This window comes from Streptomyces sp. NPDC046931 (assembly GCF_040644655.1).
Taxonomy (GTDB): domain Bacteria; phylum Actinomycetota; class Actinomycetes; order Streptomycetales; family Streptomycetaceae; genus Streptomyces.
Genome location: NZ_JBEYWX010000027.1, coordinates 34,166 through 51,525, shown reverse-complemented (window position 1 = coordinate 51,525; position 17,360 = coordinate 34,166). Strand labels below are relative to the sequence as shown.

General features: G+C 70.8%; 15 protein-coding genes and 2 pseudogenes. 5 read left to right on the top strand and 12 right to left on the bottom strand.

Going from position 1 to position 17,360, the window contains the following annotated elements; genetic code table 11:
• Nucleotides 1-66: 66 nt before the first annotated feature.
• Nucleotides 67-834, bottom strand: a complete 768-nt coding sequence (locus tag ABZ876_RS32645) for an IclR family transcriptional regulator (protein ID WP_361788723.1) — start codon at nucleotides 832-834, stop codon at nucleotides 67-69.
• A 70-nt stretch (nucleotides 835-904) separates the two neighbouring features.
• Here ABZ876_RS32645 and ABZ876_RS32640 point away from each other — a divergent pair, with 70 nt between their 5' ends.
• On the top strand, nucleotides 905-1,603 hold the full coding sequence (locus ABZ876_RS32640) for a substrate-binding domain-containing protein (protein ID WP_361788722.1): 699 nt from the start codon (nucleotides 905-907) through the stop codon (nucleotides 1,601-1,603).
• Nucleotides 1,604-2,247: 644 nt separating this feature from the next.
• Here the strand turns inward: ABZ876_RS32640 and ABZ876_RS32635 are convergent.
• The 4 genes from ABZ876_RS32635 to ABZ876_RS32620 form a co-directional block, all read right to left on the bottom strand.
• On the bottom strand, nucleotides 2,248-2,802 hold the full coding sequence (locus tag ABZ876_RS32635; RefSeq protein ID WP_361788721.1) for a hypothetical protein: 555 nt from the start codon (nucleotides 2,800-2,802) through the stop codon (nucleotides 2,248-2,250).
• Between the two features lie 152 nt (nucleotides 2,803-2,954).
• Nucleotides 2,955-3,374, bottom strand: a complete 420-nt coding sequence (locus ABZ876_RS32630; protein WP_361788720.1) for a hypothetical protein — start codon at nucleotides 3,372-3,374, stop codon at nucleotides 2,955-2,957.
• Nucleotides 3,375-3,445: 71 nt separating this feature from the next.
• Nucleotides 3,446-5,047, bottom strand: a complete 1,602-nt coding sequence (locus ABZ876_RS32625) for an ISL3 family transposase (RefSeq protein ID WP_361788719.1) — start codon at nucleotides 5,045-5,047, stop codon at nucleotides 3,446-3,448.
• A 162-nt stretch (nucleotides 5,048-5,209) separates the two neighbouring features.
• On the bottom strand, nucleotides 5,210-6,421 hold the full coding sequence (locus ABZ876_RS32620) for an MFS transporter (RefSeq protein ID WP_361788718.1): 1,212 nt from the start codon (nucleotides 6,419-6,421) through the stop codon (nucleotides 5,210-5,212).
• Nucleotides 6,422-6,480: 59 nt separating this feature from the next.
• On the opposite strand from ABZ876_RS32620, the gene ABZ876_RS32615 reads away from it, so the two are divergent.
• A complete protein-coding gene (locus ABZ876_RS32615; protein WP_361788717.1) occupies nucleotides 6,481-7,479 on the top strand; it encodes a winged helix-turn-helix domain-containing protein in 999 nt (332 codons plus the stop codon).
• Between the two features lie 599 nt (nucleotides 7,480-8,078).
• Here ABZ876_RS32615 and ABZ876_RS32610 read toward each other — a convergent pair.
• The 5 genes and pseudogenes from ABZ876_RS32610 to ABZ876_RS32590 all read right to left on the bottom strand — a co-directional run bounded on the left by ABZ876_RS32610 (nucleotide 8,079) and on the right by ABZ876_RS32590 (nucleotide 13,224).
• Nucleotides 8,079-8,429 carry a hypothetical protein gene (locus ABZ876_RS32610; RefSeq protein ID WP_361788716.1) on the bottom strand — a complete coding sequence of 117 codons (351 nt, stop codon included), beginning with the start codon at nucleotides 8,427-8,429 and terminating at the stop codon, nucleotides 8,079-8,081.
• Between the two features lie 727 nt (nucleotides 8,430-9,156).
• Nucleotides 9,157-9,465 carry a hypothetical protein gene (locus tag ABZ876_RS32605; RefSeq protein WP_361788715.1) on the bottom strand — a complete coding sequence of 103 codons (309 nt, stop codon included), beginning with the start codon at nucleotides 9,463-9,465 and terminating at the stop codon, nucleotides 9,157-9,159.
• Between the two features lie 48 nt (nucleotides 9,466-9,513).
• Nucleotides 9,514-10,071, bottom strand: a complete 558-nt coding sequence (locus ABZ876_RS32600) for an XRE family transcriptional regulator (RefSeq protein WP_361788714.1) — start codon at nucleotides 10,069-10,071, stop codon at nucleotides 9,514-9,516.
• A 14-nt stretch (nucleotides 10,072-10,085) separates the two neighbouring features.
• Nucleotides 10,086-12,306: pseudogene (locus tag ABZ876_RS32595) on the bottom strand (helix-turn-helix domain-containing protein); the annotation flags it as partial.
• A gap of 153 nt (nucleotides 12,307-12,459) precedes the next feature.
• Complete coding sequence (locus ABZ876_RS32590; RefSeq protein WP_361788769.1) at nucleotides 12,460-13,224, bottom strand: hypothetical protein; 765 nt, start codon at nucleotides 13,222-13,224, stop codon at nucleotides 12,460-12,462.
• Nucleotides 13,225-13,243: 19 nt separating this feature from the next.
• Here ABZ876_RS32590 and ABZ876_RS32585 point away from each other — a divergent pair, with 19 nt between their 5' ends.
• Nucleotides 13,244-13,780: a hypothetical protein gene (locus ABZ876_RS32585; RefSeq protein WP_361788713.1), complete on the top strand. Its 537-nt coding sequence runs from the start codon at nucleotides 13,244-13,246 to the stop codon at nucleotides 13,778-13,780.
• A gap of 61 nt (nucleotides 13,781-13,841) precedes the next feature.
• On the opposite strand, the pseudogene ABZ876_RS32580 reads toward ABZ876_RS32585, so the two are convergent.
• A pseudogene (locus tag ABZ876_RS32580) lies at nucleotides 13,842-13,994 on the bottom strand (sterol-binding protein); the annotation flags it as partial.
• A gap of 286 nt (nucleotides 13,995-14,280) precedes the next feature.
• Nucleotides 14,281-14,733 carry a hypothetical protein gene (locus ABZ876_RS32575; RefSeq protein ID WP_361788712.1) on the bottom strand — a complete coding sequence of 151 codons (453 nt, stop codon included), beginning with the start codon at nucleotides 14,731-14,733 and terminating at the stop codon, nucleotides 14,281-14,283.
• Between the two features lie 118 nt (nucleotides 14,734-14,851).
• On the opposite strand from ABZ876_RS32575, the gene ABZ876_RS32570 reads away from it, so the two are divergent.
• Together ABZ876_RS32570 and ABZ876_RS32565 are read left to right on the top strand one after the other, a co-directional pair.
• The gene (locus tag ABZ876_RS32570) at nucleotides 14,852-15,439 is read left to right on the top strand and encodes a DUF4240 domain-containing protein (protein WP_361788711.1); all 588 of its coding nucleotides are present in this window, start codon (nucleotides 14,852-14,854) and stop codon (nucleotides 15,437-15,439) included.
• A gap of 1,438 nt (nucleotides 15,440-16,877) precedes the next feature.
• Nucleotides 16,878-17,360, top strand: a complete 483-nt coding sequence (locus tag ABZ876_RS32565) for a hypothetical protein (protein ID WP_361788710.1) — start codon at nucleotides 16,878-16,880, stop codon at nucleotides 17,358-17,360.

Below are 17,360 nucleotides of genomic sequence, written 5' to 3'. Positions count from 1 at the left end.
CCCGAACGCTGCCACCGGGCATCGCCGCCCGTCGCCGCCCCTTCCGTCAGACGGAAGCCCAGCAGCTCAGTCCGCGGCGCGGGCGCGACGACCCAGAGCGTCCGAGATTCCGTGGGCCGCCCGCAGGAGCGGCTCGCGCAACCGCCGTGCGCGGTCCGCGCCCACAGCGGTGATCACGATGCCAAGGGCCGCCGTGACCGGCCCGGTACGCCCGACGCGCACCGGTGCGGCGACCGCCACGGTGTCGGCTGAGAGCTGCCGGTCACTGACGAAGGCATGCTCGCGGCGGATCCGGTCCAGCTCCGCCCGGAGCGCCTCCGGGTCGGTCACGGTGTGCGGGGTCCACGCCCGCAGGTGCGCGGCCAGCACCTCGTCCTGGATCTCCGTCGGCGCGTGGGCGAGGAGCACACGGCCCATCCCGGTGGCGGCGACGGGGAAGCGGCTCCCGACCATCGTGAGGAGCTGGACGGAACGGTGCCCCGCGATCCGCTCGACGAACACCAGCTCGGTGCCCTCGCGCACCGCGAGCTGGATGTTCTCGTGGGTCACCTCGTAGAGGTCCTGCATGAACGGCAGCGCGGCGTCGCGCAGGATCCGGGTGCGGGGGCAGCCGGAGGTGACCTCCCACAGACGCAGTCCCACGTGCCACGAGCCGTCGTCGTCACGTTCCAGCGCTCCCCACTCCGCGAGTTCCGCGACCACCCGGTGGGCGGTGCTCAGGGCGAGGTCCGCGCGCTGGGCGATCCGGGAGAGGGTCAGGGACGTGTGCTCGCGGTCGAAGGCCGCCAGGACCCGCAGGACCTTTCCGGCCGCGGTGCTCCGGGATGTGCTCACCGGCCAAGTCTCCCAGAGCACGGGGAGCGACGGCCCATGCCGTACGCTGCGCCGGACTCGAGGAGACCACATGAACCAGAACCTGCTCGGACTGTCCTCCATGGCGACGCGCCCGATCCTCACCGCACTGTGCGACCACATCGGGCGTGAGCACGGGATACCGGTGCGTTTCGACGCTGCGGGCGGCGTCGAGACGGCCCGCCGCGTCCGCGACGGCGCGCAGGCGGATCTGCTCGTCCTGGCCGAGGAGGCGGCGAACTCGCTGGAGCGCGAAGGCCACCTGCTGGCGGGCTCGGTGCGCCCGCTGTTCGTCTCTCGGGTTGTCGCCGCGGTGAGGGACGCGAGCCCGGTGCCCGTGCTCGACACCGAGTCCGATCTGCGAAGCGTCCTCCTCTCGGCTTCGCGCATCGCTTACTCCACCGGGCCCAGCGGAACGGCGATCACCGATCTCATAGCGCGTTTCGGTCTCACCGATGTACTGGCGGACCGGCTCGTCCAAGCCCCTCCGGGCGTACCGGTGGGCGATGTCCTCTCCTCCGGCAGAGCCGACCTCGGCTTCCAGCAGCAGAGCGAACTCATGGATCTACCGGGGGTCGTCGTGGTCGGCGCTCTCCCCGGCGACACGGCGATCGAATCGACCTTCTGCGGTGGCGTACTGACCTGCACCGGTCAGGAGGAACGGGCCCGAGATGTGCTCGGCATCCTCGGCTCCGAGGCGGCGGCCGCGACTGTTCGCGCACGAGGAATGAGAACGCACGGCCACGCCTGATGCGTGCTCATCGCACAACGGCACGTGAAGTCGACTGCTTGCGGCGCGTCCGCGGGCCCATCTCGGACGGCTCGGCCAGCCGGCCACCCCGATACCGGTGAAGTCTGCTGAGTGACCGCCGCACCGATAGCGAAGAGGTCGTGGGATCTGAAGGGCCGCGGACGGAACGCGACGGCTCCCTCGACGGCCGTGGGACCGCCCACTGCGCACCGATCAGAAAGCCACCCTGAAAGACCAGGTCAGAGACGTCCAAGGTGAGCTGGCGCGCCGCGACAGCAGGTCCATACCGCCCCGCAGGCGGCCAATACCGCCCAGAACGGAGGCGAAAAACCGCGTTTCCGCAGGTCAGAACGATTCTCCTGACCTGCGGACGTGGGGCGGGTGGGACTCGAACCCACGGCCGACGGATTATGAGTCCGCTGTTTTCACTCTGGCTCACTCTGGGTGCTCTGACAGCTCTAGAAATGCCTGGTCGCTGCGGCCCCTAGCTCTGGTTCACTCCGGGAGATTCGGCCCCCGTGTGGACCTCCGCTCACGCACCGCTCACGCAATCCTTTAGGGGAAAGGCGGGCTGACCTGCGCTTCTCCATTATCTCGCACTACGACTGTCCGAGTCGGCTGCCCGATCGAGCCTGCCCCGTAGGTCAGCGCTGTCGACAGCCCGGGCAACCCGCACGTATTCGCGCCTTGCAGCGATACGCCCGGCTGACGACGATCTCGACCAGGTCGGTGAGCTCCGCCCTGATCGCCTCCTTCTGGCGAGCACGGGCCACCCTCCGAATCAGGCTCTGCTTCGTACCCCACGCCTTCGCATGCTGCGTCCACTCCAGCGGGTACCTCGCCTCCCATTCCAAGAAGAGCAACACATAGGGCAACCCCGGCCACGTCGCCAGATCCTCGCCCACAGGACCACCCCACACACCATCAGGCAGCGAACGCCTCTGGGCTTGCTCATGCCTCCGGCGCGCCTGCAGAAAGGCCGGCTCCAGGTACTGCTCGTCCGTTCCCAGATGCCGCGTCAGCAGCCACATCTCGTTCGATCGGGCGAGCGCCTCCGCTACCTGCCGCTGGGCCTCCGCCAGATGGACCAGCGCTGCACCTCTCGCAGCCGGATCCTCCGCTATGAGTCCGAACGCCCAACCCAGCCTCTCAGCCCATGCACAAGCGTTGTCCGCATCTGACCCTGCCTGTTCAGCCACGCACAGGATCATCTCCCAGCGCAGTCGGCTCGCTCCACCCGACGGTGCCGGGGCGAGAGACGCAAGGACTCCGAGGCGCAACGGACATGAGCAGGAACCGCCCGTTCGCCCCCCCTCTTTACCTCAAGTGATACGAAACGGACGTCTGCCGACTACGCCGAAGCCCTGGGCTCCTGGGCAGGGACACCGATGATGCGGTGGAATGACGCGCCGGGGTTGCGCCGAGTCCAGTCGGCTGCGGCCCTGAAGTACTGCTGTGCGGCCGGGGATTGGAAACTCGGCGGCGGCGTGTTACGCACGTAGCTCGTGTAGACATGACGCTCGGCGGTGCGCGCGAGGCGGGCGAACGACAGAAAGAATTCGTCGCTGGTTCGGTAGTGCGTGGAAGCTGTAGGGGCCTGACGATCACGGATCTCAATAACTACCGATAACAGGACGTAGAGTACGGCGTAGATAAGGGGTATCTGCCACTTCACGTCCCACGCGAAGAGGTTTGCGACGATCGACCCGCCGATCACGAACAGGAGAGCAAGCAGCAACAACTTCTGCTCGACAGATTGCAGATTGACCACCCGTCGCACCTGTCCCACCCCCATTGCGCCAGTGCACCGTGCCTGCGAGGCAGGCAGGTGGCGCTTCGTGTCTACCCCTCAAGCCGAGTGAGGATGCGGGTCCGGAGAAGCTCGAATGAAGCTCGGCCATACATAGCCCGCTTGAGTGTCTTCACCCGGTTCACGTTTTCTTCGACGGCTCCAGAGCTCCAGGGCAGGGTCAGGCCGGCGGTCACTGCGTCGAGGTCCTGGCGGAGGAAGCCGGCGAAGCCCTTCATGGGCTTCGGTGCGTCCTGCTCGGCCTGCCGGATCCATTCCAGCAGCAGGTATCCACGCTGGTGACGGACCAGGTCGGCGAACGCCCGGGCGAGGTCGCAGGCCCGGGTGATGTCGGGGCAGGCGAGACGGACTTGAAGGAGCCGCTCGTCCTGGCTCTCGGTGAGCGTCTCCCGGGGCCGCATGATCCACGAGGTGATCCTGCGGGGGCTGGGGATGTCGGCCCGGATCGGTTCGGCAGTGCCCGCGCGGAGGGCGGCGAGGTGTTTGCGGACGACCTGGCGGCTGCCGCGATAGCCGCGAGCCTGGATCTCCAGGAAGAGCTGGGTGCCGCTGGCCTGGCCTTGGGCTTCGGTGAAGCGGGCGTTGAGGTATGCCTTGAACGGCTCCAGGACGCCGCTGGGGCGGCGCTCGCGGGCGGAGGCCAGTAGCTCGTCGAGGTCGGTGTCGCGGAAGCGGCGCACGGTCTTGCGGTCGAGGTTGAGACGGCGGGCGATGGCGCTGATCGTCCAGCGTTTCTCCAGCAGGCGGTGGATGTCTTCATAGCGGTGGCGGGTGCGTTCGATGATCTGGGTGCGGGGCAGTTCCGCGGGCGGTATCAGCATCGGGGGCGGCTCCGGCTGCTCGGTCTCCGTCTCCTCCTCGGCAGGTTTGCGCAGGCAGTCGCGGTGCTGGTGACAGGTCTTCTCCACCGCGGCGGACAGGTTCTGCAACAAATGCCAGCGGTCGGCCACTTCGAGGGCGTGAGGGGCGGCTTCCTTGGCTGCCTTGGTGTAGGCGGTGGCCCGGTCCCGGCAGATGATCTCGGCGCCGGGATGCGCGGTGAGCCAGGCCGCGAACGTCTCCGAGGTCCGGTCGGGCAGCACGTCCACGACCCGGCCGGCCTCGACGTCCACCAGCACGGTGCCGTAGGTGCAGCCCTTACGGAACGCGAACTCGTCCACCCCCAGCACGCGCGGCGCGCGGTCCGGTACCGTCGGCGCCGTCAGCAGCCTGAGCAGCCGGGTCCGGCCCGCCACCAGCCGCAGGCGGCGGCACAACCGCGCGGCCGGACGTCCGCCGAGCTCGATCGCGATCGACCGCAGCCAGCATGTCAGCCCGGCGCTGGAGCGACGGTGCCGCTCGGACAGGCCCGGCACCTGCGCCACGAACGTCTTGCGGGAACAGCTCTTCCGGTCACAGAAGTACCGGCGGACCCGCAGCCGGACTATGACCCGGTGAGAGCCCAACGGCCTTTCATTCAAGTCGCGTTGATACGAGCTGTGTATGCGTCTCGCCTGTTTCCGGCAGTCCGGGCACCTGCCCGGGCGAGCGGTGGACACCGCCTCCACCACCAGGACGTCGGAGGAGTTGCTGACGCGCTCAACTCGCACATCGATCCCGGGAAACAGCACAGCCTCGACCGTCTTGCTCGCCATGCCGGGACATACTCTGCCGAAACGATCCCTCGCTCACCTCGCTGACCTGGGGATTCACGGAACTGCGGACAGAGCCCTGAAAATCCCCAGGCACGATCGACCTCCCCACTTGGTTGATGATGCAAAAAATGGGAGTCGCTTGTCCCCGAAGGGTGCTTGTAGTCAGAGCCGCCGGGTGGGCGACAGCGTTCGCCAGGACATCAGAGCGGCGATGGCCGAGGCCGCGCCGGCCAGTGTGACGACCAGCCCGGGGGCCGCGACTTCGCCCAGCGCGCCTCCGGCTGCGGCGGCCAGGCCCTGCAGCGTCATCGTGCCGGTCAGCAGCACGCCGAATGCCTGACCGCGCTGCGTCTCGGGCACCGCGTCGAGAAACTTGTGGGCCAGCGCGAGCTGGTAGGCGACGCCGAAACCGGACACGGTCAGCAGGACGGTGGCGTATGCCGGTGCGGGGTGCAGCACGAATCCCAGCAGCGGCAGTCCGAGCGCGAGCGCGAGGGGGCCGGCCAGCCGCTCCCGGCCCGCTGGGCGCACCAGGCGGCCGACGATCAGGTTGCCGGCGAACATCCCGGCGGCGACCGCTGCGAACAGCAGACCGGCCGTGTCAGGCGCGCCGACCTGCGCGGCGTAGGGGACCAGCACGCCCTCGGCGCCGACCATCAGTGCCGGTGCCAGCCATTGCGCCAGCAGCAGCGCCCGGACCGCAGGCCGGCGCAGCAGCGCTCGGTTCACCTGCCAGGTCTCGCTGATGGCGGCTGAACCGCCGGTGCGGCGGCGTGGGTGGTGGGACAGGCGCAGTTGCAGCAGGCCTGCCGAGGCCAGGCAGGTTGCGGCGGTGATCCAGAGCGCGCCTGGCGCGCCGACGGCGGCGATCAGCATGCCGCCGGCGGCGAAGCCGAGCACCTGCGTGCCGCCGGCGGCCATGGAGAACACGGCACGGCCGAGCACGTAGCGGTCGCCGTCCAGCAGGTCGGGCAGAAGGGCGATGCGCGAAGCGGAGGCGACGGCGCTGGGTAAACCCGTGACGAACACGAGCGCCAGCATGGCCGGTACCGGCAGCAGGCCGGCGGCAAGCACGGCGCTGACCGCGGTGCGCAGCACCTCGTAGCCGATCAGGACGGTGCGTGGGGGCCAGCGGTCGGCGAAAGCCAGCAGCAGAGTGCCGCCCAGGGCATAGGGCAGGAAGCCTGCCGCGTACGCCAGCGCCGACAACAGGGGCGATCCGGTTGCCGCGTAGACGGTCACGGACAGTGCGAGCATCCGCACCGTCTCGCCGATCAGGAAGAGCGTATAGCTGCCGAACAGCACGCGGAACTGGCCCACAGCGAACACCTCGCGGTAGGTGGCCGGGCGCGGCGCGACGGGCGTGGTGGTCATGGCCGACAGCATCACGGCAGCCCACCCACGGTGACTATGCTTTCGCCTGGAGGCAAAACGTGCTGGCCATCGAGGTGGGCCCCGTCGACGTGGCGTGTACCCGTTACGCGATCTCGCCGCTGGGCGAGGCGATGCAGGCGCTGCGCGTGGCAGCCGGCGTGCAGGCCGCCGGCCCGCTTCGGCCGTGGGTCGAGCGCATCGCGCCCCGGTACGAGCAGCTGCGCCGGCAGGTGCCCGCGGTCGGGGCGCTGACGGCGCTGTTCCGCCGCGGCGCCTACAACGCCGACTTTATCCATCCGCCGCCGTCGGGCCCCGGTGGCGACTTCGCCGCTGAGCTGGCCGCCGTGCGCGCCACGCCGCTGCGCCGTGCACGCCTGGAACTGGCCCGCAACCTGGCGGGGCTGCGGACGCCGCCACGCTACGTGCAGCGCATCCTCGACGCGCCGGATGTGGTCACCCGGCTCGCCGACGCGCTCGAGGCGAGCTGGCAGGCACTGGTCGAGCCGGACTGGCCGCGACTGCGCACGGTACTGGAACGTGACCTGGTCCGCCGCGCCGGGCACCTGGCGATGTACGGCTGGGCAGCAGCGCTGTCCGATCTCGACCCGCGGGTGAGCTGGCGCTCCCAGGGGCAGGCCGGGACCATCGAAGTGCGCACGGGCTCGCCCACCGAGTGGGACCGGCACCAACTGGCCGGCAAGGGCCTGCTGCTGATGCCCACGGTGTTCGGCACTCTGATCAGCTACGTCGAACCGCCATGGCCCTACGCCCTGGTCTACCCCGCCCGGGGCATCGCGGACCTGCTCGGCCCCGCAGCGCATACACCAGGCGGCGAAGCCCTGAGCCGGCTGGTCGGCCCGCACCGCGCGGACGTGCTGCGTGCGCTGGACGTGCCCGCAACGACGACGCAGCTGGTCGCCCAACTCGGCCTAAGCCTTGGCACCGTCGGCAGCCACCTGGCGGTGCTGCGCGACGCCGGCCTGGTCACCCGCACCCGCGCCGGCCGGACCGTCCGCTACGAGCACACGCCGCTGGGCGCGGCCCTGGCGAACAGCTGAACGCCACCGTGCGGCCCACCTGGCCGGTCAAGGGCGCCTTCGGCGTAGCTCTACGGATGGGCTACGCCCCCCTGGACAGTCCGATCCGCCCCGAAGGCGGCCGGCTGTGGTGGGGAGATCAACTCAGCAGGTCTGTCCCACTCCCGAGCACGGGGTGGGGATTTTCAAATATCGCCATCAGCCCGGGGATGGTCCCACGGACTGCGGGGAGGCGTTGACGTCGGAGCTCTGCTCCCCGCACCCGCGGGGATGGCCCCAAGCTTCGCGACGACATGAGCGAGGACCTGGCTGCTCCCCGCACGCGTGGGGATGGTCCCTCGGCCTCGGGAGCGCGGCGACGGAGCCGACCTGCTCCCCGCACCCGCGGGGATGGTCCCGCAGGGACGGCAGCGATCAGGGCCGCGCCAATCTGCTCCCCGCATCGCACCCGCGGGGATGGTCCCAAGGGTGACGCCAGCGGAGTCCTCCCCGCCGACGCGCCTTCCGGGTGGTGCCGTTGACGGGACGCGCCGCCTTCGGCTTCTTCTTCGCCGGCGACAAGCGCAACCGCTCCTAGCCAGGCACCCAAATCAAGATCCACTGTCCGGTAGCCGTCGGCGTCAGTCTTCACTCCCGTTGGCGGCGAGCACCGCGGCCAGCTCCTCGGCAGGCAGACGGGACCACTGGGCCACCTCCTGAAGCGCCACCCCGGCGGCGACAGCCGCGGAGGCGGTACGCACAAGAGCCCGGTCGATCAGCTCGGCACTCTCGCTGAGGTGCTCCAGCAGGGTGCGGGCCGCCTCGGCGGTTGCGCCGCTGTGCACGCCGCGCAACTGCACCAGCTGCTCCCGGGCCTCGTCGACCAACTGGGTGATATGAAACCGGTGTTCGGCACTGACCGTGGCCCGCCACCGGGTCCCCGAGCCGCCCGACTGTGCCTCCGCCGCCATGACGCGCAGCTGGCCGGCCATCGTGGCGGGCTGCTGCTCCCGCTTCAGCCGCCACGGATCCTCCCGCCACCCTTGCGTCCCCGCCTCGCGGCGGGCGCGCCACGATCGCCCTCGTGAAGTCGTTCAGCGGGCTGCCATGGTCGGCCGCGAGCTCGGGTCCCAGCCAGATGCGGCCCACCCGCTCGCCCAGCCAGCGACAGAACGCATCGTCAGCGCCCCGCGCCCGAGGCTGGGTCCCTCCGCTTGCCTGCCAGGCCACCTCGGCCATTGCCGGTTCCAGCAGCGCCTGCGCCACGGCCACCACCTCCGGGAAGACCGCCGCGTCCCGTCCCATGACCCGCCACCACGCAAGCTGTGATCCCACACTGCCGCCCGCCAGTTGGTGCAGACGGCGCGGCCAGATCTCCTCCTGCTCCCAGTACAGGGCCTGATCCCACCAGCGGGCCACCACCGCATGCGCCGCCATGAACACCTGCTCCGGCTCCACCCCGGCCCTCACCGCACGCCGCGCTACGCCCGGCCACCGCCGCTGCGCGGCCACCACCTCCGGCAGGAGGCGCAGATCGAGGTGTTCGAGCGGCTGGTCGGCGTCCGCGTCCAGCAGCCAGCGTCCGTGCCGGACACACACCCGCTGCCAGCGCGGCAGGTACCGCACCGCCCGCACCGCCTTGCCCGTGCGCCGTGCGGTGCACAACCGGCACCCGAACGCGGCCGGCCCCGCCACCGCCCCCGCCGCCCGCCACCGTGCCTACGCCAGGGCGACCTCCCGACCGGCGCTGATCTTGGGATCATCCACGGTGAAGGCGGGCAAAGCGCGCGCCGGCACCGCCGGTTCCACGCCGCACAGCTCGGCGAGCACACCCCGCCCGGCTTCGTTGAGCACGACCTCCGCATCGGCTCGCACGCTGCCGCCGTCGTGCCGGGTGGGGGAGTTGCGGCACGTCCACAGCCGCAGCACACCGGCGGCCGTCAGACCGTAGCGGGCCGCGACCCGGTTGATCAGTGACACGGTCAGCTCGCCGGCCAGCGGCTCGGTCCGCAAAACCCCTGCTGTCACAGCTTTCCCCGACGCCCTTTCCCGCTTCCTGTCCAGCACCCTGACCGGCTACAGCTCGAACTCGAGGTCGAGGAGGTCGGTGAGCTCCACTTCGAGGCCGTGGGCGCGGCGGCCGCTGTCGCGGAAGTAGACCTCGCCAAGGGCCTCGGCGGCGATCTGGCGGAGCTGGTCGTCGGTGAGACCGGCCTCCTGGGCCTGGAAGAGACGGGCAGCGTGGCCGGGCGGCAGCGCGAGGGTGAGGTGACGCACGCGGGCGTCGTCGGTGCTGTCGGGGGCGGCGGTGTAGCCGAACCGGGCCTGGACATCGATCATGATGCCGCCGGTAGTGGCCGCGGCCTGCTTCGCCCTGGCTCTCACCTGCGGCTGCCAGCGCACGCGGACCTCACGCTCGAGGCGGTCGGCGAGCGCCGGCCGGGGCTTTTTGATCTGGTCCTTCACATACCGTTCGACGGTGCGCTGGCTGATGCCGAGTAGCTCGGCCACGCGCCGGGTGCTGCCCTGGTGCTGGCGGACCAGGTACCGCATCTGCGCCCCCGCTGACTTCGGGATCGGGCGCGTGAACGCGCCCTGCACCGCCTTGTCGAGTTCTTCGTCGATCGTGACCACTGACCCTGCCCCCTCTACTCTCCGGTGTCCTTGGCGGTGACCTCGCCGGTCTTGATGTAGCGGGCGAGGTTGGCGACCTTGCCGTCGGCGCCGAGCTGCTCGAGCACGTTGGCGCCCCATAGCACGCTCTGGGTGCCCTCGTGCTTGACCATCCCGGGTGAGAAGCCGAGCCGGAAGCTGCCGGGCACGGTCTTGCTGTCGGCGTCGTAGGGCAGGACGTCGAGCGGGCTGGGTCCGTCGGCGGCGTAGACGGCGCAGTCCGACAGGACCGCGACCGGATACTGCCCGGTGGCCGCGGCAAGGGCGACCATCTTGCGGTGCATGTTGATCCGGGCCCGGGAGATCACGGCGGCGCGGATGTCGGGCCGCCAGGTGGGCCGGGCGAGGGCGGGCCAGGCCTGCCCCGGCCCAGCCGCCGCCGCGCGCCTTCTCCCGCAGCTTGCCGATGCCGCCCTTGACGGTCATCTTGACCGCGTCCACGACGATGCCCAGCTCCGGATCACGGCTCTTGTAACCGTCCATCGCCTCCAAGAACTCCTGGGGGGACAGCTTCTCGCCCACCCCGAGATCCGACATGGTTGCGATGTAGGCGTCGCGCAGCCGCCTGTACCAGCCGTCCAGGAATCTGCCGTGCTCCGGGCGCACCCACGCCTGAAGCGGGGCGACGTCGTAGCCGAGCTCGACGGCGTAGGCGATCGTCGGGGTGGCGTACCAGGCCGGACCCGTCGGGCGTTCCCCGGTCGGCGTGAACGGGCTGGGCAGCAGGTCCCCGTCGAGGTCCCGCCACTGCTTGCCCACCTTCACCCGGGACGGATCGACGTGGGAGAGATCGGCCAGCCACGAGCCGGGCAGCGCCGGGTCGAACGCGGGCCGGGTGACGTGCACCGGCGGTGATGCCAGACCGACGACGGCACCATTGGCGCCTGCCGCGAACGACAGGTTCACGTCGAGGCCGACCAGGTAGCGCCTCATGCACTCGGCGTCGGTGAGATCCCGTGCCCAGTCGTAGGCCTCCTCGAACAGCTTCTCGTCGGGGCCGCGTACGTGGAAGCGGGGCAGGTCGGCCAGGACGGGGTGTCCGTCGGTCGCCTCGCACGGCGCTGGGTCGACCGGCTGCGTGCCCAGCGAGCCGGGCCGGTGCTCGGAGTGGCGCTGGCCGTCGGGATCCGGCTGGCTGGCGCGGGTCGGCGGGTTGAGTGCGGTCATCAGCTGCAGCCCAGTGACGGCCGCAGAGCCGACCGGGGTCATCACTCGCGTCGCGTACACGCCCAGCACCCGGGCCAGCGCCGCCGGCTCAAGCTGCGCGGCATGACCCCACGCGCGGCCGTCGAGGGCGCGCCAGGACGGGATGCACAGCTGCACGCACTGCCGACGGCCCCCCTGGGCGGGGCGGTAGATCCGCGCCCACGGCCCCAGCCCCCGCTTGGTGAGCTGCCAGTCGGCACGCTCAAGCTGCTTGATGACCTTGTGCCCCTCCGGGAGCCGCCCGGCGAGCCGTTCGGACTCCGACAGCTGACCGGGCAGGCCGTACCGTTCGCACGCGGCCTCGGTGAGCACCAGCAGCGCATCGGCGTCCTTGCCCGAACCGTGCAGCCTCTCCGCCCCGAGCTGCGCCTCGGTAAGCGTCCACTCGACAAGGGCGGGCAGGGACTTGGCGGGCACGTCCAGGATCAGACCGCCGACGCCGTAGCCGGTCACGTTCCGCTCGGCGTCCGCGTCGAGAACGAGCAGCGGGCCGTGCGCATACACACCGCTGGGCGCGGGCGTGTTCGCCGGGGCGGCCTTCGTCGCACCCGGACGGCGCGAGCCCTGCGATACCCGCTCGGCGCGCGGGCGTGACGCGGCAGCCGGTGCCCGAACGGCCGCTGGGGGAGCGGAGGCAGACTCCTCGGCGGCCTCAGCCCCGGTCGCCTCCGGTGCGCCGCTCTCCGACGCCGTCGGCGGGCTCACCAGGGGCGTCGACGGCGCCGCTGCCGTGGCCTGGGCTACGGGCACCACAGCGGGCTGCGGCACCGCGGTGCCCTCCTGCTCGGCACCAGCGCTCTCAGGGGCGGGGTAGAGCTTGGCGAGCTGCTCCAGCAGGCGTGCATACGCCTCCCGCTCCGGCGGCCTCGGCTCGGCCTTGCCCGACTCCCAGCCGCCGACGGTCGCCCGCCGCACCTGCAGCGCGGCGGCCACCTCGTCCAGGGTGAGCGCGTGAGCCTGGCGCAACCGCCTGCGCTCCGCCGGCGGCGGCTCCCTGCGTCGACGAAGGCGGGCGGCGGGTGTTCTCCGCCTCGCCCACCACTTCGGCGGCGCGCCTGCTCACCGCGGTGAGCAGGCGCGCCCGCCACCGGTGAGAAGCCGGGCGCGGCTGCTGGGCGGCTGGCGGCCGCGGTGGCAGTGAGCTTATGTCCATGCGCCGCTGAACAATGCGTATTCGAGCAGGTCGGGGGAGGCATCGGAGGGCCAGCCTTCTGTCGCTGCCGGCTGGTGGGCGGCGGCGTGCATGAAGGACAGGTAGATCTTGTAGCGGTGGGGCGACCAGTCCTGGTCTCTCCAGACCCAGGCGGCGACCGCGCCGTCGGGGTCATGGCCCGTCTCCCGGCCGACCGCATGGGCCAGGGAGCGCAGCCGCCGGGCCAGGACACGGTCGAGTATGAGCGGCTCGGGGCCGTTCGCCGGCTTGACCGTCTTGCCTGCGAAGTAGAGGAACTTGGTGAAGAAGGACGGCCCGAACCCGGGAATCCGGCCGCGGAGCCCCTCGTAGGACGCTACTGCGCCGTGCCTGCTCAACACGGTGACCGCATCGTCCAGGGCCTTGTCCAGGAGGTCCTCGGCGGCCAGGATCTTGTGGAGGGTGGTTGGTCCGCTGCCGCCGGGGGAGCCGCTCTTTCCCTTCCCCCACACGTAGGTGGCGACCAATGCCTCTCGGAGCGTCTCGCGCGCCAGCGTGTTGGCGACCATCGACGTCACCTGCGCCCGGCTGACCCGGGCGTCCCCGGTGAAGGAGTGGGGAGCCAGTGCCGAAGGCCAGGGGGTGATCCCCGGCTGTGACGCAGCTCCTGTCGCCCCCGGGGGAGGCCGCCGTACCGTTGTCCGCACCTCCCCGCCCGGGCGCGCAGTGCCCGCGACCGGATCACCCACACCGGAACACCCAGGACAGGCGGGCATACGCACAGGACGGTCCACCATGCCCACCACGCTCTCGCCCGTCATCGCCGCCTCCGCACGCTGGCTGCTGGCGGCCTTCCCCCCGGCCACCGGCCCGCTGAACCAGGCCCTGGCCGAAGCCCAGGCAGGCCATGCGGCCACCATCGCCGCCGCCCTGCGCTACCCCACCGCGCTGGACGCCGAACTGCTGGACCTGCTCGGCCCCGGCGGCTCCGGCCGGCTGGACTTCGTCACCGGCGCCGACGCGCCCCCGCTGACGGACGCCACCCACGCCTGGCGCACCCAGGTCGACGAGACCGTCGTCAGCTGGGCGGCCTGCCTGCTGGCCGACGCCGACCTCGCCGCCCTGGCCGCCGCCTGCCTGGCCGCCACCCACCACGGCCCCGACAGCGTGGGCGACGCGCGCCGGCTGACCATCCCCAGCCCGCGCGACCACCGCGCGGCCCCCCTGCTGCGCCACCCGGACTTCCTCGGCCCGATCGCGGACCTCCACCGCGAGACCCTCCTCGGCCTCCTCGGCGCCGCCCCGGCCGTCACCGCCCCCGAACCCGGGTGACCACCGAGCCCGTACGACCACAGGCAGCCGGCCACCGTCGGGCCGCCGCGGCCCGTCGCGCTCAGGGCGCCTTGAACAGAGCCGGGAAACGCGGAGCGAGCCAGGGCTTGGGCCCCCCGACCAGGATGCGGCCCTGAGCGAGGGGACCCCACTGGCCCCGGCGCCCGAGCGCCATCAGGAGAAACGTGACCGGCTCGATGAGGATGGTGCAGTCCGTAACCGCTCCACACTCGATGGCAGGCCCCGACAGGCCGGACCACAACTCAGCCGGCAACGGACGCAAGCGGCACCTGCGGCAGCTTCATCGCCCCGGCCGGTGTGGGCCAGCGCCGAAAAGAGGTGTTGGTTCCCGCGACCCGTGTCATCTGCCGCACCTCTGACCTCGACGGTTCTTGGACTTCCCACGCCATGTCATGTGCTGGATTCCCAGCGCCGTGTCATTTTCCTGGCTCGCCCAGCCAGAAACGGCGACGCCGCCCAAGAAGAGGTTCACCGGACGGTCAGAAGCTCCAGCTGTAGAGGCCGCCGCCCGTGGTCACCGCAGACGCCGCAAGCCGGGACACTGCCTGCAGGACCGCCAGCAGATCATCGTCGGTCATTTCGTCCCCGTCGGCGGACCTGAGCCTCGCGGTCCAGCGATCTGCCAGCTCCTCCAGCTCAACGGAGGTGGCGTCGGCCAATGCCCGGATCAACCGCGGCGGCAGAGCGAACACCTCAACACCATCGTTCAAGGGGGCAGGGACCCACTCCGGCCACGGCCATGCAAGGAGCTGCTCGATCGGCGGGAGCTCGGCCGCGGGCTCCTCGAAGTACATGTCCCACTCCGCGATGGCATTGTCCGGCTCTATGAAACGGCAGGTCACAGACTCAAACGCCGGACCAGGTCCCTGTCGGCGCGTCGCAGCGGCACTCTCGTCGTCCGGAGCGAGGAAGAACACGATGTCGTGGGCCATCTCAGAATGGTGGCAGCCTGCCGAGCTGAGTGCCGGCAACGGGTATTGCGACCAGTGACCATGCTGCTCTTTCACCCGCTGCCCTCGGTCTGTCATAGGCGCCTGCCATAGTGCCGCCGTGGACAACGACTCCTTCTGGAAGATCATCGAGGAATGCCGGTCGAAGGCTCACATCAGGGCTGAGCGGCTGGCGTGGTTGAAGGACGAGCTCGCGCGAAGGCCCGTGAAGGAGATCGTGGGGTTCCAGGCTTGCCTTGACCGTCTGTGCGAGCAGGCGTTCACCTGGGATCTTTGGGCTGCCGCCGAAAGGATCTTCGGCGGCTGGTGCTCGGATGACGGCTTCTGCTACTTCCGTCTGTGGGCAGTCGGTCTGGGCCAGGCCACGTTCGAGCGCGCTGTCCAGGATCCCGACACTCTGGCCGAAGCCCCTGAAGTAAGGCGCCTGGCCGACCGACCACGAGGTGAGTGGGGTGATCACTGGCCGGAGTGGGAGGAACTGGACTGTGTCGCGGCCGAGGCCTACGAACAGGCGACCCAGGTGTCCGATGAGTTCGCCACCTTCTATGAGGCCGTGGACGCTCTCCAGAGTGACGACGAAGTGCTTCGAGACCCGCTCGGAAAGCGCTGGGACGTGCGAGATGAGGTCGAGGCGTCGCGTCAGCTGCCGCAGCTGAGTTCCAGGTTCCCGATCACGATGCAACCCTGAGCTGGCGGGAGGGTCGCCCGCCGGTCAACTTCCCTCCGTTCTGAGGGAGAGCAGCTGTTGAGAGCGCTCTCAAACCTGGGGTGAGCCGGGCGCGTTACGCGGCGGCCCCTCCTGGCGGGCCCGTGTCCGCTACCGGGAGGTTCTGTGCTTGGCGCGCGGGGGATGGGAATGCGTGCGGGGAGCGGTCCGGCACCATCGACACGGGGGTGGCTTGCCGCGCCACTGCCCCCTGACACCGGGCAAGCAGCTTGGGAGGCAGGCCTGTTCGCCGCTCGTCCCGGCGGCGCGCCGCGGAAAGACGGGGCCGCCGTCCGCGGCCCTGCTCCGCCGGTGCCAGGCAACTCCCTGCCGGCCAACGGGCTGTCGCTGTTCTTCGGTGGCTGCGTGATGTCCTCACGGCCGCAGGGGAAGGGGCATGGCATCGCGGGCACGGTCGTTGTCTGGCCCCTGGGCGGGCCGCTTGCGGAATGTCGAACTGAAGTTCGATAATAATGGGTCATCGCGTGCGCGTCGGGCGGTCCAGCAAGTCCAGAAACGCTGGTGGGCGGCGCCGGCCCCCGCTGTGGTGGTGGCGGGGCCGCGGCGCACAGCGGGGCCAGCGGTGAGTGCGGCGGACCTCAAGCGGGGACGCCCGCTACGCCCGGGCTCTCCCGGCCGTTCGAGCCCCACGAGACTTGGCAGGGCAGGGTGGCGGGCCCCCCGCCAGAGGAGGCCGTCGTCGGTGAGGAGGAAGCGAACAGCCAGCTGGACGAGTGCGAGGAGGATGTCCATCGAAGCCCTTTCTGCGAGTTCGCCGCCCCTCGGCGAGCTCCCCCACGACTGTGCCGCCGCGGCGCGGCCACGCCCGCTCGACCACTTCCCGGCCGGGCCCGGGCCCGCGTGTCGGCTTGACGAACGTGTGTCGTCCTCGCGCCTGCGGGGGTAGCTCCTCTTTCCAGGTCGGCACGAACCTGCGGATCAAGTCGTCCCCGCGCCCGCGGGGGTAGCTCCCGATCGAGAGCGAACCCGTTGCACAGCAGCTCGTCGTCCCCGCGCCCGCGGGGGTAGCTCGGCCCAATGGTTGTACGGCCGTTTCTCGACACTCCCCCGCACCCGCGAGGATGGTCCCTCTGAGAACGAGGTCCGCCTGGTGGGTCAGGGCTGCTCCCCGCACCCGCGGGGATGGTCCGGACGTCCGCGTGCCCATCGAGGCCGCGGGCCTCTGCTCCCCGCACCCGCGGGGATGGTCCCTCGACACTGGCCTGCAGCGTCTGGGCGGCGGTCTGCTCCCCGCACCTGCGGGGATGGTCCCGCGGCCACGGGGCCCACGGCGATCCGTCGTGATCTGTCGCCGGGGGAGCGGGCGGGGCTTGCGGGTGGGGAGCGGGCGGCGCGTAAGCATGATGTGTTCCTGGCACGGCCCCGCGGCTGGCGGAACCAGGTGTGGGAGAGCGACCACATGCAGGTTCCGGTGCTGGTCGATGTCGACGGCCATGCTCGCAGGCCGTGGATCACCTGGTTCACCGACTGCGCGACCAACGCGGTCACTGGTGTCGCCAGCACGCCGGTGTATTCGTCGCGGGAGTCGGTGCTGGCCGGCTTGCGCTCCGCGGTCCTGCGTGAGAATTCCTACGGGTCCGTTCGGCGGCGTGCCGGAGAAGGTGCGGGTGGACCGTGGCAAGGACTTCCTGTCCCGGACGGTGAAGCCGCGTTCGACCGTGTTGCGTTGCTTGTTGGTCTCGCGGTCGAAGGCGGGTGGCCTGCCACCCCGGCTGCCGCGTCGCAGACGGTGGCCGCGTTGATCGGCCGGCACGGGTATGACCGCCCGGATGGCGCGCCGCCTGAGGTGCTCACGGATGGCCTGGAGGGCACGTGTCCGAAGGCGCCGCATTCCCCACCAAATGGCGATCAGCACTGTTGTCGACTGGGCATGCGGGCGTGA